Consider the following 24,069-nt stretch of genomic DNA (forward strand, 5'->3'; position numbering starts at 1 on the left):
GCCGGGCGGTCAGCGAAGTGACGCGATCCACCCGCCGACCTCGCGGATGATCATGTCCAGGGCCTCGTCCTGCGTGAGCGGGGCCCGCTTCGGCACGGCGAAGCCGTGGTCGCCGTACGGGATCTCGACGAGGGCGTGGTCGCCCGGCGGGAACTCGTCGGGCCTGCCGAACGGGTCGTTGCCGCCCTGCACGACCAGGGTCGGCACGCCGGCGCCGCGCAGTTCGTCACCTCGGGACTTCTCCGGCCTGCCGGGCGGGTGCAGCGGGAAGCTCAGGGCGAGGACGGCGCTCGCGCCGAGCTCGTGGGCGGTGCGGCAGGCCACCCGGGCTCCGGCGCTGCGCCCGCCGGCGATCACCGGCAGGCCGGGCGCGGTGAGCGCGGGCCACAGGCCGCGCCACCCGGTGTCCAGGGTCTTCGGCGCGGGCGCGACCTTCTTGCCGGCGACCCGCCAGGGCTGTTCGACCAGCGCCACGGTCACGCCCTCGGCCGGCAGCGCCGCGGCCAGCGCCCGCAGGTCGCGGGCCTCGATGCCGCCGCCGGCGCCGTGGCTCACGGCGAGCACGGTCCACGGCTCCTTCGCGGCGTGCCAGGTGATCCGGGCGTCCCCGGCGTCGGTCGGAACGGTCTCGCTCTTCGTCACGGTCACCCGCCCATCCTGCCCGGCGCGCGATCCGCGGCGCGGATCACGGCCCGCCAGGGCGTGTGTCGACAGGAGCGTCGTCCGCCCGAAGGGCGGGCCCGGCGGTGTCCGGTGCGTGTCGGGGCGACCCGACAGCGCGGCGAGCGTGCGTGCCGGGCGCCGCCGGGCAGGCGGGACTTTCGACGCACGCCCTCCTAGAAGAGCGTCGCCACCTCCGGCCCCTCCAGCTCCGTCAGGAGTTCGGGTCCGTTGTTCCGCACGTTGCTGACGGCGGTCGCGACCGGGTAGGCGCGCATCAGGCCCTCCGGCGGCGGGGCGAGCAGCGAGCGCAGCTCGTCGAGGCCGGTGCGGGACGGGTCGAGCCAGGCGTCCCAGTGGTCGGGGGTCAGCATGAGCGGCATCCGGGGGTGGATGTCGGCGAGCGAGCGCGGACCCTCGGCCGGTGCCACGCCCAGCGGGCCGGACTCGGCCTCGGTGGTGACCACCGAGCAGGTCGCCCACCAGGCCTGCGGGTGGTCGTCGGGCAGGGTGCGGTCGCGCCAGAACTCGTAGATCCCGGCCATGGCGAAGACCGAGCCGTCGGCGGGGGTCACGAAGTACGGCTGCTTGCGGGGCCGCTTCTTCCTGCCCTCGACCTCCAGCTCCCGCTCCTCGGCGGCGGTGACCCACTCGTAATAGCCGTCGGCGGGCAGGATGCAGCGGCGGGCCGAGAAGGCCTTCTTGAAGGAGGGCTTCTCGTGCAGGGTCTCCGCGCGCGCGTTGATCATCCGGGCGGCGCCCTCCGGGCTCTTCGCCCAGGACGGCACGAGCCCCCACTTCAGGACCCGCATCTGGCGAACCGGCCGGCGCGATTCCGCGTCTTTGAGGGGACGCTCCAGGATCGCGTAGACCTCCTTGGTCGGGGCCACGTTCCAGTCGGGGGCCAGGGTCTCCTCCGGCTCCCACTTCTCGACCTCGAAGGCGTCCACCAGATCCTCGGGGCGCCTGCTCGCCGCATACCGTCCGCACATAAGTGCCACACTGCCAGGTCCCGACCCCGACCGAGGAGCCCGTCCGCGAAATGAGCCCCGAACTCGACCTCCTCGGCACCCAGCCCGCGCCCGCCACGTGGATCGTGGTCGCCACGGCGGTCGCCGCCCTCGCCGCGGTCGTGCCGCGCCCCATATGGCGGCTGTCCAGGAACGCGATCACCATCGCCCACGAGGGCGGCCACGGCCTGGTGGCCCTGCTCACCGGCCGGCGCCTCCAGTCGATCCGGCTGCACTCGGACACCAGCGGGCTCACGGTCTCGCGGGGCCGGCCCACCGGGTTCGGCATGATCCTCACGGCCGCCGCCGGGTACACCGCCGCCCCGCTGCTCGGCCTCGGCGGCGCCGCACTGCTCGCCTCGCACCACGTGACGCTGCTGCTCTGGCTGGCCACGGCGCTGCTCCTGGCGCTCCTGGTGATGGTGCGCAACGCGTACGGGATCTTCACGGTCCTGCTGACCGGCGCGCTGTTCCTGCTGGTGTCCTGGCTGGCGGCCCCGGACGTGCAGTCCGTGTTCGCGTACGCGGCGGTGTGGTTCCTGCTGCTCGGCGGGGTCCGACCGGCGTTCGAACTGCAGGCCAAGCGTCGGCACGGCGGCGCCGGGGACTCGGACGCCGACCAGCTCTCCCGGCTCACCCACGTGCCCGCCGCGCTGTGGCTGTTCTTCTTCCACACGGTGTCCCTGAGCGCCCTGATCGGCGGCTTCCGCTGGCTCCTGGCGTGGTGACTCCCCCGTAAAGTGAGGGCATGACCGAAAGCCCCGCGTCCACCGATCCGCTCACCGGCCTCTGGCCCGCCCCTCATGCCGGCGGCGCCGTCGACGCCACCGTCACCGTGCCCGGATCGAAGTCGGTCACCAACCGCGCCCTGGTGCTGGCCGCGCTGGCCGCCGAGCCGGGCTGGGTGCGCCGCCCGCTGCGCTCGCGCGACACGCTGCTGATGGCGGAGGGCCTGCGCGCCCTCGGCGTGAGGATCGAGGAGACGGTGTCGTCCAGCTCCTCCGCCGCGGGCGGCCCGGACGCCGGCGGTACGGGCGGCGAGGCCTGGCGGGTCATCCCGGCCGGGCTGCGCGGCCCGGCGGCCGTGGACGTCGGCAACGCGGGCACCGTCATGCGCTTCCTGCCGCCGGTCGCGGCCCTGGCCGACGGCCCGGTGCGCTTCGACGGCGACCCGCGTTCCCACGAGCGCCCGCTGCACGGCGTGATCGACGCGCTGCGCGCGCTGGGTGCCCGCATCGACGACGACGGGCGCGGGGCGCTGCCGATGACCGTGCACGGGGCGGGCGGTGTCGAGGGCGGTGTCGTGGAGATCGACGCCTCCTCGTCGTCCCAGTTCGTCAGCGCCCTGCTGCTCTCGGGCGCCCGCTTCAACCAGGGCGTGGAGGTGCGGCACGTCGGCGGCCGGCTTCCCTCGCTGCCGCACATCCGGATGACGGTCGACATGCTGCGGGCGGTCGGCGCCCAGGTCGACGAGCCCGAGCACGGCGGGCGCCCCGACGTGTGGCGGGTGACGCCGTCGGCGCTGCTCGGCCGGGACCTCGTGGTGGAGCCCGACCTGTCGAACGCCCAGCCGTTCCTGGCCGCGGCGCTGGTCACCGGCGGCCGGGTCACGGTGCCGGACTGGCCGGAGCGGACCACCCAGCCCGGTGACGCGCTGCGGGAGATCTTCACCGAGATGGGTGGCTCCTGCGAGCTGACCGAGCGGGGCCTGACCTTCACCGGCTCCGGGAAGATCCACGGCATCGACGTGGACCTGGGCGAGGTCGGCGAGCTGACGCCGGGCATCGCGGCCGTCGCCGCGCTCGCCGACTCGCCGTCCACGCTGCGCGGCGTCGCCCATCTGCGGCTGCACGAGACGGACCGGCTGGCGGCGCTGACCAAGGAGATCAACGGTCTCGGCGGCGACGTCACGGAGACCGAGGACGGTCTCCACATCCGCCCGCGCCCGCTGCGCGGCGGCGTCTTCCACACGTACCACGACCACCGGATGGCGACCGCGGGCGCGATCATCGGCCTGGCCGTGGAGGGTGTGGAGATCGAGAACGTGGCGACGACGGAGAAGACCTTGCCGGACTTCCCGAGGATGTGGACCGAAATGCTCGGAGTCTGAGCCATGCGGCGTTACGGGAAGCACACCGACGAGGACGACATCCGCCAGCGGCCCAACCGCAAGGGCACCCGCCCCCGTACCAGCATCCGGCCCAAGCACGAGGACGCCGAGGAGGGCATGGTCCTCACCGTCGACCGCGGCCGGCTGACCTGCCTCGTCGACGACCGGGTCGTGATGGCGATGAAGGCGCGCGAGCTGGGCCGCAAGGCCGCCGTGGTCGGCGACCGGGTCTCCCTGGTGGGCGACCTGTCCGGGGAGAAGGACACCCTCGCCCGGATCGTGCGGATCGGCGAGCGCAGTTCGGTGCTGCGCCGGACCGCGGACGACGACGACCCGTTCGAGCGGGTGGTCGTCGCCAATGCGGACCAGCTGGCGATCGTGACGGCGCTCGCCGATCCGGAGCCGCGTCCGCGGCTGATCGACCGCTGTCTGGTCGCGGCCTACGACGGCGGGCTTTCGCCCTTCCTGGTGCTGACGAAGTCCGACCTGGCACCGCCGTCGGCGCTCCTGGAGCTGTACGGCGACCTGGACATCCCGTACGTCGTCGTCAACCGCGAGGAGCTGTACGACGGCGGCGCGGCGGACCGGGTGCGCGAGTACCTGGGCGACCGGGTGACCGCGTTCGTGGGGCACTCGGGCGTGGGCAAGACGACGCTGGTGAACGCGCTGGTGCCGGAGGAGCGGCGGCGGGTCACCGGCCATGTGAACGCGGTGACGGGCCGCGGCCGGCACACCACGACCTCGGCGCTCGCGCTGCCGCTGGACAAGGCGGACGGCTGGGTCATCGACACGCCGGGCGTGCGGTCCTTCGGGCTGCACCACGTCGACCCGGCCCGGGTCATCCACGCCTTCCCGGACCTGGAGCCGGGCACCGAGGAGTGCCCGCGGGCGTGCAGCCACGACGAGCCGGACTGCGCGCTCGACGCGTGGGTGGCGGAGGGCCACGCGGATCCGGCCCGGCTGCTGTCGCTGCGCCGGCTGCTCGCGACCCGCGAGCGCCGCGAGGGCGACTGAGCGGTCGACGGGGCCACCGCGGAGGGAGCGGCCGGGGCGCCGGGTGGGACGCCGGCGGCGCGTTCGCCCGTCTCGCGCACGTTTGCGGGCGCGGGCGCCTGGCAAGTGCATAATCGCACCAAGTGCGACGAAGCAGTCACCGACGGCGTGGGAGGCACTGACGATGGCGTGGCTGCTGGTGGTGGTCGCCGGGCTGCTGGAGACCGGGTTCGCGGTGTGCCTGAAGCTCTCCCACGGCTTCACGCGGCTCTGGCCGACCATCGCCTTCGCGGCCTTCGCGCTCGGCAGCTTCGGTCTGCTGACCCTGGCGCTGCGCAAGCTGGACGTGGGTCCGGCGTACGCGGTGTGGACCGGTATCGGCGCGGCGGGGACCGCGATCTACGGGATGGTCTTCCTCGGCGACGTGGTGTCCACGCTCAAGATCGTCTCGATCACGCTGGTGATCGCCGGGGTGATCGGCCTCCAGCTGTCCGGCTCGGCGCACTGAGTCCGCGCCGCGTCCGCCCCGGCGACCACGTACGACAGGGCGAGCCGCAGCGTCAGCTCGCAGCCGCGGGCGGCGGTCACGGTGTCCTCCGCGAGCAGAGCCACGGCCCGGTCCCTGGCCTGGAGCAGCAGTTCGCCCGGTGACGGCACCCCGGCGTCGGCGCGACGCTGTTCCGGTACGGCGGCGCGGGTCCCGCCGCGCGCGGGCCGCGGCGCGGGCAGCCGCTCGCCCCAGGCGCCGGTGAGCAGGGCGCGCATGACGGGCCGGGCGGCGGCCGCGGCGACGGTCCATTCGGCGGCGGCCACCAGCCGGTGCGCGGGTGGCCCGGGCCGGGCGAGCGCGGCCTCGACGCCGCGGAGGTAGAGGTCGGCCTCGCGCCGGACGAGGGCGCGGGCGAGCCCTTCCTTGCTGCCGAACTCGTTGTAGAGGGTCTGGCGTGAGACCCGGGCGCGGGCGGCCACGTCGACCATCCGCACGGCGGACCAGGGCAGCGCGGCGAGTGCCGCGAGGGCCGTGTCGAGCAGGGTCTCTCGGGCAGTCGGCATCGTCGCCTCCCAGCCGGATCGGTTCCTGCCTCAGCGTTGACGGGCGGCCACGCAGTGTCAAGGGCCGCCGCGGGCCGACGCTTCTTCGGGGGATAGAGTTTCGACCATGGCCGATTACCACGACGATCTGCGTCTCGCCCATGTCCTCGCGGATGCCGCGGACGCGGCCACGATGGACCGGTTCCAGGCGCTCGACCTGAAGGTCGAGACGAAGCCCGACATGACGCCGGTGAGCGAGGCGGACAAGGCCGCGGAGGAGCTGATCCGCGGGCAGCTGCAGCGCGCCAGGCCGCGCGACGCGATCCTGGGCGAGGAGTACGGCGTGCAGGGCACGGGCCCGCGCCGCTGGGTGGTCGACCCGATCGACGGCACCAAGAACTACGTGCGCGGGGTGCCCGTGTGGGCGACCCTGATCGCGCTGATGGAGGCCGGCGAGACCGGTTTCCAGCCGGTGGTGGGCGTGGTCTCGGCGCCCGCGCTCGGCCGGCGCTGGTGGGCGGCGAAGGGGCTCGGCGCGTACACCGGCCGCAGCCTGGCCTCGGCGACCCGCATCGGGGTGTCGAAGGTCGGCCGTCTGGAGGACGCCTCGTTCGCGTACTCCAGCCTGACCGGCTGGGAGGAGCGCGGCCGGCTCGACGGCTTCCTCGACCTCAGCCGCGCGGTGTGGCGGACCCGGGCGTACGGCGACTTCTGGCCGTACATGATGGTCGCCGAGGGCTCGGTGGACATCTGCGCGGAGCCGGAGCTGTCGCTGTGGGACATGGCGGCGGTCGCGATCGTCGTCCAGGAGGCGGGCGGCACGTACACCGGACTCGACGGCCGCCACGGCCCGCACAGCGGAAACGCGGCGGCTTCCAACGGCCTGCTGCACGGGGAGCTGCTCAGCTACCTGGGCGGCTGAGGGCCCGTACGGCATCGCGTGCGGCGCGGGCGCGACTACGGCGCGCCCGGGCGTGCGACGGCGCACGCCGTCGACTCACCCTGCGCGCCCTCTTGTTGGGTCCTCGTCCTGGTGTCACTCTGAGACTCCCCCCTTTGTGAACTTGTGAAAGAGTTCTCGAAGTCACCGATTCGGAGGTGGTCCCCTCCATGCTCGTCCGCGACGCCATGAGCACCGTCATCCTCACCATCGGCCCGGCCCATACGCTCCGTCAGGCGGCGCGGCTGATGTCGGCGCGGCGCGTCGGCGCGGCCGTCGTCCAGGACGGTGATGCCGGCGGATTCGGCATCCTGACCGAACGCGACGTCCTCAACGCCCTCGGCACCGACCGGAATCCCGACCACGAGACCGCCGACGCCCACACCACCCGGGACGTCGTCTTCGCCGCCCCGACCTGGACCCTGGAGGAGGCCGCGGAGGCGATGACCCGCGGCGGCTTCCGCCATCTCGTGGTGCTCGACGACCACGGGCCGGTCGGCATCGTCTCCGTACGCGACATCATCCGCTGCTGGCTCCCGGTGCACAGCGCCGCCTGACGCCCCACCACCCGCGGACGCCCGCCACGCGGCGCGCCCGGACACGCGAGAGGGCCGGGCCCCCGTACGGATACGGGAGGCCCGGCCCTCTTCACCTACGGCGGCGGCCGTCAGCCGCGCAGGGCCTGGACCGCGGCGTCCAGCCGCTTGCCGAAGTCTTCGTCCGCCTTGCGGAAGTTGCCGATCGCGCGCTCGGCGATGTCGTCGCGCGAGACCTTGGCGATGAAGCCGGCCAGGTTGTCGACCAGGCGGCCCTTCTCGTCCTCGGCCATGAGCCGGTAGAGGTCGCCGGCCTGCCGGAAGTCGTCGTCCTCGGCGTGCGCGGGCGTCGGGTGGCCGCCCGTCGCGCCGGTCACCGGCAGTGGCTCCCACAGCGGGCGGCCGGTCTGCTGCGGGCCGCCGAAGCTGTTGGGCTCGTAGTTCCTGGCGCCGCCGTGCCGGCCGTCGTAGAGGAAGCCGTCACGCCCATGGGTGCGGGCCTCGGTGGCGCGCGGGCGGTTCACCGGCAGGTGGTCGGCGTTGATGCCGACGCGGTAGCGGTGGGCGTCGCCGTAGGCGAAGAGGCGGCCCTGGAGCATCTTGTCCGGGGACGGGCCGATGCCGGGCACGAAGTGCGCGGGGCTGAAGATCGACTGCTCGACCTCGGCGAAGACGTTCCGCGGGTTGCGGTTGAGCTCCAGCCTGCCGATCTCGATCGGCGGGTAGTCCGCGTGCGGCCACACCTTGGTGAGGTCGAAGGGATGGAAGCGGTAGGTCGCCGCGTCGGCCGCGGGCATGATCTGGACCTGCACGGTCCAGCTCGGGAACTCGCCCCGCTCGATGGCCTCGCGCAGGTCGCGCTGGTGGGAGTCCGGGTCCTCGCCGGCCAGCTTGTTCGCCTCGGCCTGGGTGAGGTTCCTGATGCCCTGGTCGGTCTTGAAGTGGTACTTGACCCAGAAGACCTCGCCGGCCTCGTTGTTCCACTGGTAGGTGTGCGAGCCGTAGCCGTTCATGTGGCGGTACGAGGCGGGGATGCCGCGGTCGCCGAAGAGCCAGGTCACCTGGTGCGTGGACTCGGGGCTCAGGCCCCAGAAGTCCCAGACGTTGTCGGCCTCCTGCGAGCCGGTGTACGGGTCGCGCTTCTGGGTGTGGATGAAGTCGGGGAACTTGATGGCGTCCCGGATGAAGAAGACCGGCGTGTTGTTGCCGACGAGGTCGTAGTTGCCCTCCTCGGTGTAGAACTTCAGCGCCCAGCCGCGCGGGTCGCGCACGGCGTCGGCCGCGCCCAGGCTGCCGGCGACGGTGGAGAAGCGCAGGAAGGTCTCGGTCTGCTTGCCGACCTCGGAGAGGAACTTCGCCCGGGTGTACCGCGTGACGTCGGCGGTCACGGTGAAGGTGCCGTAGGCGCCGGCGCCGCGGGCGTGCACCACGCGCTCCGGGATCCGCTCGCGGTTGAAGTGGGCGAGCTTCTCCAGCAGGTGCTGGTCCTGGACGAGGACCGGTCCGCCGGGGCCCGCCGTCTCGCTGTTCTGGTTGTCCGCGACCGGTGCCCCGGCCTCCGTCGTGAGCGGTCCCTGCGTCATGGTGCGTCTCTCCTGTCGTCGCCTTGCCCGACTCGATCCTACGATGGACTTTGTCTAAGTCAAGTGAACATCCAAAGTCACACCGATTCGGGACTCGTCCGCGGCGACTGTTACCCTGACTCCCATGAGTGACCTGTTGGAACGACTGCGCGGCCGCGGCTGGCGGATGACCGCGCAGCGCCGCGTCGTGGCCGAGGTGCTGGACGGCGACCATGTGCACCTGACCGCCGACGAGGTCCACGCCCGCGCCGTGGAGCGCCTGCCCGAGATCTCGCGGGCGACCGTCTACAACACGCTGGGCGAGATGGTCACGCTCGGCGAGGTGCTGGAGGTCGCGACGGACGGCCGCGCCAAGCGGTACGACCCGAACGCGCACCGGCCGCACCAGCACCTGGTCTGCGCCCGCTGCGGCGCGATCCGTGACGTCCACCCGGCGGGCGACCCGCTGGCGGACCTCCCCGTCACCGAGCGCTTCGGCTTCACGGTCTCGGACGTCGAGGTCACCTACCGGGGCATCTGCCCGAGCTGCGCGACGACCGCCTGAGGTCGTCTCCCGCACCCTTCGCGAAAAGGCCCCGCCGCACGGCGGGGCCTTTTCCGTGCGCCCCTACACCGCACACGCACGCGCATCGCCCGGACGTCCGGGAACGACGAAGGCCCGGATCGTCGAAACGATCCGGGCCTTCGTGCTACTGAGTAGCGGGGACAGGATTTGAACCTGCGACCTCTGGGTTATGAGCCCAGCGAGCTACCGAGCTGCTCCACCCCGCGTCGGTGAACACCACCTTACGGGACCGTTCGGAGCAGAGCAAATCGGTTAACCAGGTGAACCATGTGAGCCGCGTTACGCCCGAGCACGCCGCGTGTACGCGACGGACGCGCACGCGCACACGTACGCGGCGAGCCGCCTGCCACGAGGCCGGGGCGGTCGGCCCGTCCCGTCAACCCGCACCCCACCAGCTCAGGCCGTCGCCTCAGGCCGTCGCCTCAGGCCATCAGCTCGGGCCGGCACCTCAGGCGATCGCCTCATGACGTCACCTCAGGCCGTCAGCTCCTGGTGCAGCGCCTCGCTCAGCCGTGCCGCGCGTTCCGCCACCTCCGCCGGGCCCAGCTCGACCGCGCGGTCGCACCAGCGGCGGCCCTCGGTGAGCTCGCCGCGCCGGGCCGCCAGCAGCGCGAGCCGCAGCGCGGCGCGGCCGTGGCCGGCGTGGGCGGCGCGGGTCCACCACAGGGCGGCCTCGCGCTCCGCGCCCTCGCGGGCGAGCAGCAGGCCGAGGTTGAAGGCGCCGTTGCGGGAGCCGGCCTCGGCCGCCTCCCGGTACCAGCGGGCCGCCTCCTCGATGTCGCCCCGGGCGGCGGCGAGCATGCCGACCCGGACCTGGGCGCGCCGGTGGCCCTGCTCGGCGGCCCGCTCGTACCACTCCTCGCACTCGCTCTTCTCCTCGCGCGGCGCGCCGAGGACCGCGGGACCGGGGGCCGGACGGCGCGCGTCGAGGACGGTGGCCAGCCGGTAGGCGGCCTCGGCGCTGCCGCCGCCCGCCGCGCACCGCAGGTGGCGCTCGGCGGCCTGCTCGTCGCCGTCGCGCAGGCGCGCGATGCCGACCTGCAGGGCGGCCTCGGTGTGCCCGGCGGCGGCCGCCCGCTCGTACCAGGTGAGCGCGGTCCGGTCGTCGTCGCGGCCGGCGTAGAGGATGCCCAGGTTGAAGGCGGCGTCGACGCTGCCGGCCTCGGCCGCCTTGGAGAACCACGGCTCGGCGCCGTTGGCGTCCCCGGCCTGGAGCAGCAGCACGGCGAGCGCGTTGGCCGCCTCGCGGTGGCCGGCGTACGCGGCGCGCCGGTACCACTGCTCGGCCTGCGCGGTCCGGTCCTGGGCGGCGCACAGCAGCCCGAGGTTGTAGGCGCCGTTCACGTCGCCCGCGTCCATGGCGGCGCGGTACCAGCGCTCGGCGGTCTGCTGCTCGCCGCGGGCGGCGTGCAGCGCGCCGAGCGCGTTGGCGGCGTTGCCGTCGCCGTCCTGCGCGGCCCGCAGCCACCACACGGCGGCGCTCTCCTCGTCCCCGGCGTCGCGCAGCAGGAAGCCCAGCGCGCAGGCGGCCCTGGCCTCGCCGTCCTTGGCGGAGGACAGGTACCAGCGGCCGGCTTCCTTGAGCTCGCCGCGCTTCTCCAGGATCGCCCCGAGGTGGAGGGCGGCCCGGCGGTGCCCGCGCGCCGCGGCCTGCCGGAACCACTGCTCGGCCTCGGCGAGGCCGACGGCGTCGCCCTGAGGGGCGCCGCCCGCGGCCACGAGCGGCCCTTCGCCGCCCGCGGCCGGGCCGGTGGGGGTGCGGGCACCCGGGCGCGCCCCGGTGCCCGTGTCGTAGGAGTGGGGGCCGCGGGAGGGTTCGGTGGCCCGCCGCTCCAGGGCGAGCGCGAGCCGGTACGCGGCCTCCCGGTGGCCCTGCTCGGCGGCGGCGCGCAGCCAGCGCTCGGCGCCGACGTCGCTGCGGTGCTCCAGGAGGTCGGCGAGGGCGTACGCGCCGAGGGCGTGGCCCTGCTCGGCGGCCTGGCGCAGCCAGTACTCGGCGGCGGGTTCGTCGCCGCGCTCGCGGTGGTGCCGGCCGAGCGCGTGGGCGGCCGGCGCGGAGCCGGCGACGGCGGCGACCCGCCACCAGCCGGCGGCCTCGTCCGGGTAGCCGCGCTGGTGCAGCAGGACGCCCAGGTTGTTGGCGGCGGCGCGGTCGCCCTGTGCGGTGGCGCCGCGCAGATACGGCTCGGCGCCGTCCAGGTCGCCGCGGCGCAGCAGCAGTGCGCCCAGGACGCTCATGGACGCGGGGTCGCCCTTCTCGGCGGCGAGGCGGTGGCGGGCTTCGGTCTCGGCCTCGGTCTCCTGGTCGGCGGTGGTGTCGACGGCCGCATCGACGGCCTCCGCGGCCTCGATGATCTCGTCTGCGGCGTTTCCGGCATGCCGCTGCACAAACCGCCCTGTCTCCAACAGAGTTGCCCTGTCCCCCATAAATACCATCGTCGCACCACCCGCAACCCGCGTACACCTGGTATACCGCAGCCAGTGAGGTCACTTCAGCGTTTTGTCGACATGCCCACAGAGAGACAAGTCAAACACGTCTCACACCAACTCGCCCCATCCCTACCGCTCTTCGGGCCCGTCACGCCTCCGGACACACGCCGAGGGCCCGAATCCTTATGGATTCGGGCCCTCGTTCTGAGTAGCGGGGACAGGATTTGAACCTGCGACCTCTGGGTTATGAGCCCAGCGAGCTACCGAGCTGCTCCACCCCGCGTCGGTAACGCAACCGTATCACGACGCGGGGTGAAGCTCTGACCGGTTATCCGCTGCCCTGACCCGCCGACGGGCTCGGGGTCGCGGACGGGCTCGGGGACGCCGAGGCGCCGGGCGCCGACGGCGGGCTCGCGCTCGCCTGCGGCGTGGGCTTGGCGCCGCCCGTGCCGGCGGCCGGGGCCTGGAGCTTCGCCCCGGCGTCGGCGGCTCGCTGGAGCGCCTCCTGCAGGTCCTGCTGGGCCTTGCCGTAGGCCGCCCAGTCCTGCTTCTGCAGGGCGGCCTCGCCGTCGTCGAACGCCTTCTGCGCGTCCGCGATGGCCTGCTTGAGCGCCGCGTCGTTCGTGGTCGGCTGCGTCGGCGGCTTGGTGCCCGGCGGCTGCGGCGCCGGCGGCTCCGCGCCCCTGACCCCGAACACCGCGTTCAGCGAGGCCGTCAGGTTGTCCTCGAACACCGTGGTGTCCTTGGTGGTGTCACCCTTCGGCTGGTCCGCGTCCACGTAGGACACCGCGACCTTCTTCAGCAACGGGTACTGCGCGTTGCGGCCCTGCGCGTACACCGGCTCCACGTAGAGGAAGCCGCCGTCCAGCGGGACCGTCAGCAGGTTGCCGTAGATGATGTCGGAGTCGGCGCCCTTCATGTCACGGACGAAGGTCGCCACCTGCGGCAGGCTGTTGAGCTTGTTCTGCACCTGCTCGGGTCCCGGCACGTCCTCCGTGACCGACAGCAGCCTTATCCGGCCGTAGTCCTTGCTGTTGGCGTCGGCGTCCACCGCCATGAACGCGCCCAGGTTGGGCCGTCCGTTCGGCGTGAACGTCGTCGTCAGCGAGAACTTCTGCGCCGGGTCCCCGGGCAGCTTGATGCTCAGGTAGTACGGCGGGACCGCGTTGCCGTCCTTGTTCGTCGGGTCGTCCGGCACCTGCCAGGCGTCCGAGCCGCTGTAGAACTGCGCCGGGTCCTGCACGTGGTAGCGGGTCAGCAGCTCGCGCTGGACCTTGAACATGTCCTGCGGGTAGCGCAGGTGCGCGAGCAGCTCCGGCTTGATCGCGGACCGCTCCTTGACCGTGCCGGGGAACGCCTTCATCCACGTCTTCAGGACCGGGTCCTGGGTGTCCCACTGGTAGAGGTGCACCGTGCCGTCGTAGGCGTCGACAGTGGCCTTCACCGAGTTGCGGATGTAGTTGACCTGGTTCTGCTGGGCGACGACCGCGCGCTGCTGGTTGCCGACCGTCAGGGCGTCCGCCGTGCTCTCGCCCAGCGTGGTGCGCGAGGCGTACGGGTAGCCGTTGGTCGTGGTGTACGCGTCGACGATCCACTGGATCCGGCCGTCGACGACCGCCGGGTAGGCGTCGCCGTCGATGGTCAGCCACGGCGCGACGGCCTCGACCCGCTCCTTGGGCGTGCGGTTGTAGAGGATCCGCGAACCCTCGCCGATGGCTCCCGAGTACAGGATCTGCGGCTCGCTGAACGCGACCGCGTACGCCGCCCGGTTGAAGGCGCTGGAGAGGCTGACCCCGCTGTCACCCTGGTAGCTGGTGGTCTTCTCGCCGTTGTCCTCGTAGTCGAGCTCCTTCTGGGGCCCGCCCACGATCGAGTACTGGTCGGTCTTCTCGCCGTAGTAGACGCGCTGCTCGTACTTCGGCAGCATGCCGGTGGTCGGCAGACCCTGCTCCGTGAAGACCGGGGAGCCGTTGGCGTCCGTCTGGGTGCCGGTCGCCATGATGGCGCCGTAGCCGTGCGTGTAGGTGAAGTGGTCGTTGATCCAGTTCCGCTTCGGGATGCCCTTGATGTTGAGCTCACGCAGACCGACGACGGTGTCCTTGCCGCTGTAGCGGTCGACGTCCAGGGTGAGCGGGAACTGGTAGTACTTCCGCTTCTGCTCCAGCTGCTGGAACGTCGGCGAGACGACGTTCGGGTCGATCAGCCGGTAGCTGGCCGCGGTGTCCGCGTCGGCGCGCAGCTGGTCCTTCGCCTTCACCGTCGACTTGCCCGAGTAGTCCTCGGCCTTCGCCGCGTCGATCGCGTAGGCCTTGCGGGTCGCGTCGATGTTCTTCTGGATGTACGGCGCTTCCTTGGCCTGCTCGTTCGGCTGGACCTGGAACTTCTGGACGATCGCCGGGTACAGGCCGCCGATCAGGATCGCCGACAGCACCATCAGGCCGAAGCCGATCACCGGCAGCTGCCAGGTGCGCCGCCACAGCGTCGCGAAGAACAGCACCGCGCAGATCACGGCGATGCAGAACAGGATCGTCTTCGCCGGCAGGTACGCGTTGGCGTCCACGTAGCGCAGACCGGTCCAGTTGCCGGTGGCCTTGAAGTCACTGGACTTCACCGCCAGGCCGTACCGGTCGAGCCAGTACGCCACCGCCTTCAGGGAGACGAACACGCCGAGCAGCACCGAGAGGTGCCCGGTCGCGGCGGCCGTCGCGCGGGCGCCCGGGCTGGTGATCCGCAGCCCGCCGTACAGGTAGTGCGTCAGGGCGGCGGCGATCAGCGACAGGACGGCCGCGGCGAAGCCGAACGCCAGCAGGAACCGGTACCAGGGCAGGTCGAACGCGTAGAACGCGACGTCGAGCTGGAACTGCGGGTCCTTCTCGCCGAACTGGACCCCGTTCACCCACATCAGCCAGGTGCGCCACTGCCCGGAGGCGGAGGCACCGGCGATCAGGCCGATCAGGGCGGTGATCGCGAGCAGCACCCACTTCTTGAAGGGCGCGAGACCCATCCGGTACCGGTCGAGGCTCTGCTGCTCCAGCGACATCGCGCTCAGCGGCGGCCGCAGCCGGTACGCCAGCCAGATGTTCAGGCCGACGGCGAGACCCATCAGCAGGCCGAAGACCAGGAACAGGCCGATCTTGGTCCACAGGGTGGTGGTGAACACGGACGAGTACTGGACCGAGCGGAACCACAGCCAGTCCGTCCAGAACCCGGCGAACATCACGAACGCCATGCCGAGGACCGCCAGGACGCCCAGCGTCATCAGCAGCGTACGGGCACGCCGCGACGGCCGGCCGACTCTGATTCTTGGCCCGGAAGGACCTGTGCCGCCTCCGCGGTCCGGCATCTGGAAAGCCAACGTGCGCCCCTCGAGGTCGATGCGTCGTATGCGTCATAAGCAGGCTCCGCGATCGTAGAGCCCACTGATGCAACTTACTGAGGCTTTACCTAGTTCCCGTCTTCGGGGGAAGAGGAGGCAGGATATTGGTCATGTCCAACCTTTCCCCCTCCGGCCCTCCGATGGCCGCGAGCCCCCTCACCCGTGCCGTGCTCGAGATCGACGAGTACGCCTCGGGCCTCGGCTGGGACCGGCCGGCCCGGCTGTTCGCCCTGGTCGACACCGCCCGCCTGCGCGCGCAGGCGCCCGGCCTCGCCTCCCAGCTGGGTGCCGGTGACGCCGCCGCCACCACGTACACGCCGATCGAGCAGGACGAGCTGCCGCCCGGCAAGCCGCTCGACGAGTTCCTCGGCACCATCGCCTGGCCCGACGCCGTGGCCGGCTGCGCGCTCACCGTCGAGCGGCAGATGCTGCCGCCGTCGGCCGAGGCGACCGTCCCGAAGGACCTGAACGAGGCCCAGCTCGCCAAGTGGGTGTCCCGCCACCCGGACCGTCAGGAGGTCCGGATGACGGTCGCGGTGCTGCGGGACGGGGCCCGGGAGGCCGCGATCCGGCTGCGCGAGAAGGACTCGCCGACCGAGGTGCTCACCGGCCCCGACCTGGTGCCGGGCCTCGCGGACGCGCTGGCGGCGACCTTCGAGTCGTAGGGCCGGGTCAGCGCGTCAGCCCGCCGAGCAGCTGGGCAGCGACTTCGTGTCGCCCTTGCGCAGCTTCTCGAGCGACGCCGTCGCGTCGTCGATGGTGTCGACCTTGATCAGGGTGAGGCCGGCGGGCGTGTCGGAGGCCGCTGCCGGGCAGTTGTCGGCGGGCGTCAGGAAGTACTCGGCGCCCGCCCGGCGCGCGCCGACCAGCTTCATCTCGATGCCGCCGATCGGGCCGACCTTGCCCTTGTCGTCGATGGTGCCGGTGCCGGCGATGAACCTGCCGCCGGTGATCGCGTCCGGGGTGAGCTTGTCGATGATGCCGAGGGCGAACATCAGGCCGGCGCTGGGGCCGCCGACGTCGGCGAGCTTGATGTCGATGGTGAACGGGAAGACGTGGTCGGTGCCGGCCTGGATGCCGACGATCGCCCGGTCGCCCTCCTTCGCCTTCGCGGTCGTGATGACGACCTTCTCGGTCTCGGTGGCGTCCTTGTGGGCCTTCTCCGCAGCGGCGGCCGCCTTGGCGGGGACGATCGTGAAGACCACGTCCTGGCCGGGCTCGCGCTTCGTGACCTGCTTGGCCACGTCGCCGGGCTCCTTGACGGCCACGCCGTCCACGGCGCGGATGACGTCGCCCGCGTGCAGCCTGCCCTCGGCGGGAGTGCCCTTGACGACGGTGGCGACGACCACCCGGGTGGTCACCGGGATGTTCAGCTGCCGGAGGGCGGCGACCTTGGCGCTCTCCTGGGACTGGCTGAACTCCTCGGCGTTCTCCTGGCTCGACTCCTCCTCGGTCTTGCCGTCCGGGTAGAGGGTGTCGTGCGGGACGACGACGCTGTCGTGGGCCAGCCAGCCGTAGACGGCCTCGACCGCGTTCATCCGGTAGTCCGCTCCGGTGACCCGGACCGTCGTCATGTTGAGGTGGCCGTCGGTCGGGTACGTCTTGTGGCCCGAGATCTGCAGGACCGGCTCGCCACGCGCTTCGCCGAGGGTGTTCACGGTGGGGCCGGGGCTCATCTCCGAGTACGGGACCGGGATGAGGACGCCGACGCAGAGCAGCGTGATCAGGACCAGGGTGGAGGCGAGCATCGTCGCGGTGCGGCGTGGCATGGAACGACAGTACGGGACCGGTCCGTGAGTGCACCCCTGGGGCGGTCCGTACGTGATCAGCCGGTGGTGGTGGCCGGGGCGGCCTCACGCTCGGGCAGCGCCGAAGCGGACGCGGCGGCAGCGGGAGCGGAGCCGGTGGAGGTGCCGGCGGTGACGGTGTGGGAACGCTCCATGGCGTCCCGGAAGCGCGCGTAGCCCGCGAGTTCGGCGACGTCGCCGATCGTCTTGTTCCGTGAAGCCCAGCTTCCCCATATCGCCGCGCCGACGACGGCGAAAAGCGGAATCAACAGCCAAGCCAGCACTGCCATCTCGACCTCCCATCCCCAAGGGTCACGAGTGAGTTGATCAGCAGATTAGTCATCCGCGGAATCAACGCTCACGCGAGGGGGCCGGTTACGCAAATCGGGCCTTCGGCTACGGCCCGTCGGCGTGGCGCCTTGCCAGGAAGCGTGCGTGCCGTACGCCCGAGAAGCGGAGGCTCAGCAGGCGCCGACCCACTCTTCGGTGCCGTCCGAGAACTTCTGGTGCTTCCAGATCGGGACCTCGTGCTTCAGGTCGTCGATCAGCTTGCGGCAGGCCTCGAAGGCCTCGCCGCGGTGCGGGCAGGAGACGGCGACGACGACCGCGAGGTCACCCACACGGAGGTCACCCACCCGGTGGACGGCGGCCAGGGCGCGGACCGGGTAGTCCGCGACGACCTTCTCCGCGACGCGGCGCAGCTCGGCCTCGGCGCTGGGGTGGCAGGAGTAGCCCAGCGCGTCCACGTCGGCGCCGCCGTCGTGGTTGCGCACCGTGCCCACGAACAGGGTCGTGCCGCCCGCCGCGTCGTCGCCGACCGCACGGAAGACCTCGTCGACCGAGAGCGGGGTGTCCCGGATCGCGAGGAGCTTGATGGGGTCGTCCGCGGCCCGCTCGCCGGGGTGGTCGCCGTGGGCGTGGTTCTCTGCCATGGCTCCATCGTGCCGTACGGCACGGACAGCGCGGAATAGCGCTTTCCGCCGGGGGCGCGCGACCCTCCGTAGGAGGGTCCTACAGGCCGCGCCGCTTCCGCATCTGCCGGACCAGGGCCGCCGTGCCCAGCAGGGCCACCGTCGCGCCCGCGGCGCCCGCCGCCGTGGCGTCCTTGCGGCCGAGGCGGCGGCCGGCGACCGTGTGCCGGCCCTGCACCTCCTCCAGGAGCGCGGCGAGCACCTCCTCGTTGGTCCACTGCGGCCGCCAGCCCGCGTCGTGCAGTCGCCCGACGCTGACCACCCACGGGTGCATCGTGTAGGCGAGGTCACCGGCCGGGGACGGGGTGAGGCCGATGCGGTGCAGCCGGGCCGCCGCGCCCAGGGCGACGGCCGAGGGCAGCTCCATGCGCCGGATGCCGGAGAGCTCCTCGACCTCCTCCTGCTCGAGCCAGCCGTCGCAGCCGACCGCGAACTCGCCGTCGACCTTCTCCAGGGCCGCGTACTCCAGCGCGCTGACCAGGTCGTCGACGTGGCAGAACTGCCAGGTGGGGCGCGATCCGGCGACGACGAGCAGCCGCGGCGACTCGAAGTAGCGGGTCAGCGCCGTGTCCGTGCCGCCGACGAGGACCGCGGGCCGGACCACCGTCACGTTCAGACCGGGGTGGGCGCGCGGGGCGCGGCGGGCGAGCCGCTCGATCTCCAGGAGGTCGCCGACGCCGGTGGCCTCGGCGGTGGCCCGCAGCTCGGCGTCCTCGGACAGCGGGATGTCGTTGTCGGGCAGCGCGCCGTAGACCATGGCCGAGGTGCACAGCACGACCCGGTGCACGCCGGCGGCGGCCGCGGCGGTCAGCACGGTCTGGGTGCCGCGCACGTTGTACGCGGTGCGCGCGGCCGTGTCGGTCTCCAGGTCGAGGTCGACCGCGAGGTGCACCACGACGTCCGCGCCGCGCAGCTTCTCGGCGATGGCCGGGTCGCGCACGTCGAGGATGTGCCACTGCGCCCCGGACACCTCGCCCCGGCGTTCGTCGATCGCGACGACCTGCTTGACCTCGTCGGACTCGGCGAGGCGCCGGGTCAGCAGGTCGCCGACGCCGGACGCGGCGCCGGTGACCGCGACGACGGGGCCGCGCGCGGCGGACCGGGTTGAGTGGTTTCGCGCTGCGCGAACCTGAGGGTCAGGGGAACTCACCGGGCGTCTCCAGCGGTTGTCTTCAGTACGTACCCGAATGACGCGTACGTACCAGGTGGCGTCCATCCTGCCCCAGGCCACGGCCCGGCGGGGCACCGAGCCCGGATCCGGTGCGGATGTCACGTGGTGGCCCGCCGGTCGGGCCGGACCGTGCGGCGCCGCCGCGAGCCGGTCCGACCGGTGGCCCACCACCTACGCTGGTGGTGTGGAGTCGGGGAGGCGAGCCGAGCCGAGAGCCCGCCGTCGGCAGGAGCCGACGGCCTGACGAGCCGAGGAAACCTGTGAGTGACACCCCATTCGGATTCGGCCTTCCGCCGGAGGAGCCGGAGAACGGCGACGAAGGCAAGAAGAAGGACCCCGCCGGAGGTGGCCAGGGGTCCGGAGGCCAGGGCGGCGGCAACCCGTTCGGGGCGAACCCGTTCGGCTTCGCCATGCCGGGCATGGGCGGCCCCGGCGGCGCGGACAATCCGTTCGCCGCGATGTTCGGCAACCTGAACCCCCAGGACCTGGGCGCGGCCTTCCAGCAGCTCGGCCAGATGCTCAGCTACGAGGGCGGCCCGGTCAACTGGGACATGGCCAAGCAGATCGCCCGCCAGGTCGTCTCCCAGGGCACGGCCGACGGCACCAAGGACGCCAGTGTCGGCCCCGCCGAGAAGGCCGCGGTCGAGGAGGCGGTGCGCCTGGCCGACCTGTGGCTGGACCAGGTGACGTCGCTGCCCTCCGGGGCGGGCACCGCGGTGGCGTGGAGCCGCGCCGAGTGGGTCGAGGCGACCCTGCCCGCCTGGAAGCAGCTGGTCGACCCGGTCGCCGAGCGGGTCGGCTCGGCGATGGGCGACGTGCTGCCGCAGGAGATGCAGGCCATGGCGGGCCCGCTGATCGGCATGATGCGCTCCATGGGCGGCGCCATGTTCGGGCAGCAGATCGGGCAGGCCGTGGGCGTGCTCGCGGGCGAGGTCGTCGGCTCGACCGACGTCGGCCTGCCGCTCGGCCCGGCCGGCAAGGCGGCGCTGCTGCCGCTGAACGTGGCGGCCTTCGGCAAGGACCTGGGTGTCCCCGCGGACGAGGTCCGGCTCTACCTGGCCCTGCGCGAGGCCGCCCACCAGCGGCTCTTCGCGCACGTGCCGTGGCTGCGCTCGCACCTGTTCGGCGCGGTCGAGGGCTATGCCCGCGGCATCAAGGTCGACACCTCCAAGCTGGAGGAGGCGGTGGGGCAGCTGGACCCGACCCACCCCGAGCAGCTGCAGGAGGCACTCCAGCAGGGCATGTTCCAGCCGGAGGACACGCCGGAGCAGAAGGCGGCCCTGGCCCGTCTGGAGACGGCGCTGGCCCTCGTCGAGGGCTGGGTGGACGCGGTGGTCCACGAGGCCGCGAAGTCCCGGCTGAGCTCGGCGGACGCGCTGCGTGAGACGCTGCGCCGGCGCCGGGCGACCGGCGGTCCGGCCGAGCAGACCTTCGCCACGCTGATCGGCCTCGAGCTGCGTCCGCGCCGGCTGCGGGACGCCTCCCGGCTGTGGGCCTCGCTCACCGACGCGCGCGGTGTGGACGGCCGTGACGGCCTGTGGGAGCACCCGGACATGCTGCCGACGGCGACCGACCTGGACGATCCGGACGGCTTCGTGCACCGCGAGCACATGGACTTCTCCGAGCTCGACAAGATGCTCGGCGAGGCCGCGCAGGGCCGCTCCGCGGACACCTCCGCGGACGGCCAGGACGGTCAGGGCGACACGAACGACAAGGACGACAAGGACGACAAGGACGACACCGAGAAGTGAGCCTGTACGACGACGCGGTCCTGGTGCTCAAGGGGTACGCGGACCAGCCGGAGCTCCGTGACGTCTATCTGGAGCACCTGGCGGAGCACGAGGACGGCATGTACAAGCCGTGCACGGCCGGGCACCTCACCAGCAGCGCGCTGGTGATCGACCCGACGCGCGGACAGGTCCTCCTCACCCTGCACCGGAAGCTGAACATGTGGCTGCAGATGGGCGGCCACTGCGAGCCGGGCGACCCGACGGTCGAGGCGGCGGCGCTGCGCGAGGCCACGGAGGAGTCCGGCATCGCGGGCCTGAGCCTGCTGCCCGGCGGCCCGGTGCGGCTCGACCGGCATCCGATCCCGGCGCCGTGCCACTGGCACCTGGACGTGCAGTACGCGGCGCTGGCCCCGGCCGGGGCGGCGGCGGAGATCAGCGACGAGTCGCTGGACCTGCGCTGGTTCGCGTACGACGAGGTGGCCGCGGTGGCGGACACGTCGGTGGTGCGGCTCCTGGAGGGCACGCTGAGGCGCCTCTGAGCGGGCGACGCGGAAGCGCCTCCGGGTGGCGCGACGGTAAGGGGCGGTCGCCATGGCGACCGCCCCTTACGTGTGGCCTGCGTGGCCTCTGCCCGTGGCCTGCCTGCGACCCCTGCGCGGGGCCTGCGTGCGGCCTCTGCGTGCCGTGGCTCAGTTCCAGGCGTTGTTCTGGTTCTGGGCCCGCGCGCCGTGCTGGCCGACGCCGAACTGGGCGGCGGCGCCCTGTCCGAGAGCGGCGTTCTGCGGCGGCATGACCTCACTGGGCTGCACGAGGGCGAAGCCCTGGCCGAGGAAGCTGAGCTCCCAGCCCTCGCCGGTGTTGCCGCGCCGGCGCATGACGCTGCTGTTGACCGTCTGCGCCTGCATCTGCACCCGCAGGCCGGTGGACCAGGCGACGATGGCGTCCGCGTCCACGCTGACGTACTTGTCCGGCGTGACCTGCATCATCAGCGGCTGGCCCGAGGTCATCAGGGCGACCTTGCCGCGGCCGGAGATGTTCAGCTGGTACTTGCCGGAGCCGGAGATGCCGTACTGGCTGTCCACGGCGATGACCTCGGTGTGCAGCGTCGAGTCGAGCGCCAGGACGTACGAGCTGTCGACGGTCAGACCCTCCTGCTCGACGTCCACGACGTGGATGTACTGGGCGAGGTTGGCGAAGTAGACCGTGCCCTGCCCGGAGCAGCGCATCAGGTCGAGGCCCTCACCGGTGCGGGCACGGGCCCGGCGCTGGTTCGCGCTCTGGTACTCGCCGTCGAAGTCGACGAGGCCCTGGTAGGCGACCATCGCGCCCTTGCGGGCCAGGATGTCGTCCGAGCCGCCCAGGGTGACCCGCAGCAGCTGCGGGTTCTGGACGACGTAGCGGTCCTGGCTCTGCTGGTCGGCGTAGTTGAAAAGCGGGCTCTGCATGGTGTTCTCGCTCCCCCTCAGCCCCGGACCCGCAGGCGGTCGGTGCTGTCCTCGCTCGGCTGTACGACGACGATGCCCTGGCCCGAGAAGGCCATCTGGTACGCCTCGCCGCTGCCCCGCCCGATGAGCGAACCGGCCTTGAAGCTGCGCTTGCCCTTCACCTTCAGGGTCGGCGACCAGGCGACGAGCGCGTCCGGGTCGACGTACGTCTCGTCCTCGCCGCGTCCGCAGTCGACGACGACCGGCGTGCCGCGGGAGGTGAGGGCGACCCAGCCGGTGCCCGCGATCTGCACGTTGAACAGGCCCTGCCCGGCGAACTTGGCGAGCCCCTTGACCCGCTCCACGCCCCACTGGAGGTGGGCGTCGAAGGCGAGCACATTGGTGCCGTTCACGGAGATCGCGTCGTTCTGGAGGTTGATCACGACGACGTCGGCACCGTAGTCGGCGAGGTAGAGCAGCCCGTCGCCGGAGCACTTCATGATGGGCGCGCCCTCGCCGGTCAGCCAGGCCTGGGCGACCTGGCGGACGGCGGGCGGGTTGGGCTCGTAGGTGACGAAGCCCTCGTAGGCGACCATCGAGCCGGTGCGCGCGTACAGGTCCTGGCCGGAGGCCATGGCGACCTTCAGCATGGAGCGGCCGTGGTTCTCCATCCGGGCCGTGATCGGGGTCGGGGCGTAGCCCGCGAGTTGCTGGTTCATGGTTCCGGGCTCCCTCAGACCTCGTAGGGCTGGACGACGATGAAGTTGCCGGGGGCTCCCCGGAACTGCAGGTTCACGGTCTCCCCGCTGTGGCCCGGGTACGCGTTGCGGCGCAGCCTGACCTGGCTGGAGAGGACGACCTGGGAGGCGGCCGACCAGGCGACGACGGCGTTGCAGTCGGCGAAGGTGGTCGGCGTGACCGGCAGCACGACCGGGATGCCGTGGGTCTTCACGACGACGGTGCCCGTGCCCTGGAACTGCATGGTGAACAGGGCGCCGCCGGGGATGCCGTGGCCCTCGATGCGCCGGACCTCGTGCTGCAGCGACTCGTCGAAGGCGAGCACGTTCTCCGCGGAGACGCAGATGGCGTCGCCCTGGAGCTCGATCGGGTGCAGATGGGCGCCTTCCTCGGCGAGGAAGACCTGGCCGCGGCCGGTGCAGCGCATCAGCTGCATCTCCTGGCCGGTGGCGTTGCCGACGATCCGGCCGGCGAAACCGGCTCCCTTGTAGGAGAAGTCGACCTTGCCCTGGTACATGACCATGGAGCCCTGCCGGGCGAGGACGGGAACGCCGCCCATGGCCAGGTCGACCCGCATCAGCTGCTGGTTCTGCGGCGCCCAGCGGACACCGGTCGCGGTCTCCTTGAACGGCGCGAGCGCGGCGGCGAGCGCGGCGGCGAGCCCGGCGCCGCCGGCCGGCGCGCCCTGGGGCATGCCCTGCGGCACGCCCGGCTGCTGCGGGAACTGGTCGGGAGCCTGACCGTACGGCGGCTGCTGACCGTACGCCGGCGGCTGCTGTCCGTACGGGCCCGGGGCGGGCTGTCCGTACGGCGCGGGCGCGCCGTACGGCGGCGTCTGGCCCGGGACCTGGCCGGGCACCTGGCCGTACTGCGGTTGCTGCGGCGGCTGGCCGTACGGGCCGGGGGCCGGGGCGGGGGCCTGGGGCGGCTGCGGGGCCTGGGGCGCGGGCGCCATGGGCGCGGCCATCGTCGGGGCGGCGTGCACCGGAGGCGCGGGAGCCGCCGGGGCGGGC

General features: G+C 72.6%; 23 protein-coding genes and 2 tRNA genes. 10 read left to right on the forward strand and 15 right to left on the reverse strand.

Annotated features, from left to right (window positions below):
• Positions 1-9 precede the first annotated feature (9 nt).
• Together ESG85_RS24980 and ESG85_RS24985 are read right to left on the reverse strand one after the other, a co-directional pair.
• Complete coding sequence (locus ESG85_RS24980; protein WP_128983044.1) at positions 10-642, reverse strand: alpha/beta hydrolase family protein; 633 nt, start codon at positions 640-642, stop codon at positions 10-12.
• A gap of 194 nt (positions 643-836) precedes the next feature.
• Positions 837-1,652: an SOS response-associated peptidase gene (locus ESG85_RS24985; protein WP_128982988.1), complete on the reverse strand. Its 816-nt coding sequence runs from the start codon at positions 1,650-1,652 to the stop codon at positions 837-839.
• Between the two features lie 50 nt (positions 1,653-1,702).
• Here ESG85_RS24985 and ESG85_RS24990 point away from each other — a divergent pair, with 50 nt between their 5' ends.
• From ESG85_RS24990 to ESG85_RS25005, 4 genes are all read left to right on the forward strand, one after another.
• The gene (locus tag ESG85_RS24990; RefSeq protein WP_128982990.1) at positions 1,703-2,398 is read left to right on the forward strand and encodes a M50 family metallopeptidase; all 696 of its coding nucleotides are present in this window, start codon (positions 1,703-1,705) and stop codon (positions 2,396-2,398) included.
• Between the two features lie 20 nt (positions 2,399-2,418).
• Positions 2,419-3,780, forward strand: coding sequence for a 3-phosphoshikimate 1-carboxyvinyltransferase (aroA, locus tag ESG85_RS24995; protein ID WP_128982992.1), 1,362 nt, complete (start codon positions 2,419-2,421; stop codon positions 3,778-3,780).
• 3 nt (positions 3,781-3,783) lie between these two features.
• Positions 3,784-4,794 (forward strand): ribosome small subunit-dependent GTPase A, encoded by a 1,011-nt coding sequence (rsgA, locus tag ESG85_RS25000; RefSeq protein WP_128982994.1) that lies wholly within the window; start codon positions 3,784-3,786, stop codon positions 4,792-4,794.
• 163 nt (positions 4,795-4,957) lie between these two features.
• Entirely contained in the window at positions 4,958-5,281 is a 324-nt protein-coding gene (locus ESG85_RS25005) for a DMT family transporter (protein ID WP_128982996.1), read from the forward strand.
• On the opposite strand, the gene ESG85_RS25010 is transcribed toward ESG85_RS25005, so the two are convergent.
• Positions 5,173-5,826 (reverse strand): TetR/AcrR family transcriptional regulator, encoded by a 654-nt coding sequence (locus ESG85_RS25010; RefSeq protein WP_128982998.1) that lies wholly within the window; start codon positions 5,824-5,826, stop codon positions 5,173-5,175. The genes ESG85_RS25005 and ESG85_RS25010 overlap by 109 nt on opposite strands.
• A gap of 106 nt (positions 5,827-5,932) precedes the next feature.
• On the opposite strand from ESG85_RS25010, the gene hisN reads away from it, so the two are divergent.
• Positions 5,933-6,727 carry a histidinol-phosphatase gene (hisN, locus tag ESG85_RS25015; RefSeq protein WP_128983000.1) on the forward strand — a complete coding sequence of 265 codons (795 nt, stop codon included), beginning with the start codon at positions 5,933-5,935 and terminating at the stop codon, positions 6,725-6,727.
• A 188-nt stretch (positions 6,728-6,915) separates the two neighbouring features.
• Positions 6,916-7,302, forward strand: coding sequence for a CBS domain-containing protein (locus ESG85_RS25020; protein ID WP_128983002.1), 387 nt, complete (start codon positions 6,916-6,918; stop codon positions 7,300-7,302).
• A gap of 110 nt (positions 7,303-7,412) precedes the next feature.
• On the opposite strand, the gene ESG85_RS25025 is transcribed toward ESG85_RS25020, so the two are convergent.
• Positions 7,413-8,864, reverse strand: coding sequence for a catalase (locus tag ESG85_RS25025; RefSeq protein WP_128983004.1), 1,452 nt, complete (start codon positions 8,862-8,864; stop codon positions 7,413-7,415).
• A 124-nt stretch (positions 8,865-8,988) separates the two neighbouring features.
• Here ESG85_RS25025 and ESG85_RS25030 point away from each other — a divergent pair, with 124 nt between their 5' ends.
• Complete coding sequence (locus ESG85_RS25030) at positions 8,989-9,408, forward strand: Fur family transcriptional regulator (protein ID WP_128983006.1); 420 nt, start codon at positions 8,989-8,991, stop codon at positions 9,406-9,408.
• Positions 9,409-9,561: 153 nt separating this feature from the next.
• Here ESG85_RS25030 and ESG85_RS25035 read toward each other — a convergent pair.
• The 4 genes from ESG85_RS25035 to ESG85_RS25050 all read right to left on the reverse strand — a co-directional run bounded on the left by ESG85_RS25035 (position 9,562) and on the right by ESG85_RS25050 (position 15,202).
• A tRNA-Met gene (locus ESG85_RS25035) sits at positions 9,562-9,635 on the reverse strand.
• A 268-nt stretch (positions 9,636-9,903) separates the two neighbouring features.
• The gene (locus ESG85_RS25040) at positions 9,904-11,865 is read right to left on the reverse strand and encodes a tetratricopeptide repeat protein (RefSeq protein WP_128983008.1); all 1,962 of its coding nucleotides are present in this window, start codon (positions 11,863-11,865) and stop codon (positions 9,904-9,906) included.
• A gap of 203 nt (positions 11,866-12,068) precedes the next feature.
• Positions 12,069-12,142, reverse strand: a tRNA-Met gene (locus ESG85_RS25045).
• 45 nt (positions 12,143-12,187) lie between these two features.
• The gene (locus ESG85_RS25050; protein ID WP_128983046.1) at positions 12,188-15,202 is read right to left on the reverse strand and encodes a UPF0182 family membrane protein; all 3,015 of its coding nucleotides are present in this window, start codon (positions 15,200-15,202) and stop codon (positions 12,188-12,190) included.
• Between the two features lie 143 nt (positions 15,203-15,345).
• Between ESG85_RS25050 and ESG85_RS25055 the strand changes: the two genes are divergently transcribed.
• On the forward strand, positions 15,346-15,900 hold the full coding sequence (locus ESG85_RS25055; protein ID WP_128983010.1) for a PPA1309 family protein: 555 nt from the start codon (positions 15,346-15,348) through the stop codon (positions 15,898-15,900).
• Between the two features lie 15 nt (positions 15,901-15,915).
• Here ESG85_RS25055 and ESG85_RS25060 read toward each other — a convergent pair whose 3' ends face one another.
• From ESG85_RS25060 to ESG85_RS25075, 4 genes are all read right to left on the reverse strand, one after another.
• Complete coding sequence (locus ESG85_RS25060; RefSeq protein WP_128983012.1) at positions 15,916-17,004, reverse strand: YlbL family protein; 1,089 nt, start codon at positions 17,002-17,004, stop codon at positions 15,916-15,918.
• 56 nt (positions 17,005-17,060) lie between these two features.
• Positions 17,061-17,312 carry a hypothetical protein gene (locus tag ESG85_RS25065; RefSeq protein WP_128983014.1) on the reverse strand — a complete coding sequence of 84 codons (252 nt, stop codon included), beginning with the start codon at positions 17,310-17,312 and terminating at the stop codon, positions 17,061-17,063.
• A 171-nt stretch (positions 17,313-17,483) separates the two neighbouring features.
• Positions 17,484-17,954 (reverse strand): molybdenum cofactor biosynthesis protein MoaE, encoded by a 471-nt coding sequence (locus ESG85_RS25070; RefSeq protein ID WP_128983016.1) that lies wholly within the window; start codon positions 17,952-17,954, stop codon positions 17,484-17,486.
• A 79-nt stretch (positions 17,955-18,033) separates the two neighbouring features.
• Entirely contained in the window at positions 18,034-19,143 is a 1,110-nt protein-coding gene (locus ESG85_RS25075; RefSeq protein ID WP_128983018.1) for an SDR family oxidoreductase, read from the reverse strand.
• A 281-nt stretch (positions 19,144-19,424) separates the two neighbouring features.
• Between ESG85_RS25075 and ESG85_RS25080 the strand changes: the two genes are divergently transcribed.
• Positions 19,425-20,915 carry a zinc-dependent metalloprotease gene (locus ESG85_RS25080; RefSeq protein ID WP_128983020.1) on the forward strand — a complete coding sequence of 497 codons (1,491 nt, stop codon included), beginning with the start codon at positions 19,425-19,427 and terminating at the stop codon, positions 20,913-20,915.
• Positions 20,912-21,433 (forward strand): NUDIX hydrolase, encoded by a 522-nt coding sequence (locus tag ESG85_RS25085; RefSeq protein WP_128983022.1) that lies wholly within the window; start codon positions 20,912-20,914, stop codon positions 21,431-21,433. The genes ESG85_RS25080 and ESG85_RS25085 overlap by 4 nt, the downstream gene beginning before the upstream one ends.
• 150 nt (positions 21,434-21,583) lie before the next feature.
• Here the strand turns inward: ESG85_RS25085 and ESG85_RS25090 are convergent, their stop codons facing one another.
• The 3 genes from ESG85_RS25090 to ESG85_RS25100 form a co-directional block, all read right to left on the reverse strand.
• The gene (locus tag ESG85_RS25090; RefSeq protein WP_128983024.1) at positions 21,584-22,339 is read right to left on the reverse strand and encodes an AIM24 family protein; all 756 of its coding nucleotides are present in this window, start codon (positions 22,337-22,339) and stop codon (positions 21,584-21,586) included.
• 17 nt (positions 22,340-22,356) lie between these two features.
• Positions 22,357-23,037 (reverse strand): AIM24 family protein, encoded by a 681-nt coding sequence (locus ESG85_RS25095; protein WP_128983026.1) that lies wholly within the window; start codon positions 23,035-23,037, stop codon positions 22,357-22,359.
• A gap of 14 nt (positions 23,038-23,051) precedes the next feature.
• The coding region (locus ESG85_RS25100) for an AIM24 family protein (RefSeq protein WP_181019104.1) at positions 23,052-24,069 on the reverse strand (1,018 nt) is incomplete at its 5' end.

It is taken from the genome of Streptomyces roseicoloratus (genome assembly GCF_004117935.1).
In the GTDB taxonomy this organism is placed as follows: Bacteria; Actinomycetota; Actinomycetes; order Streptomycetales; family Streptomycetaceae; genus Streptomyces; species Streptomyces roseicoloratus.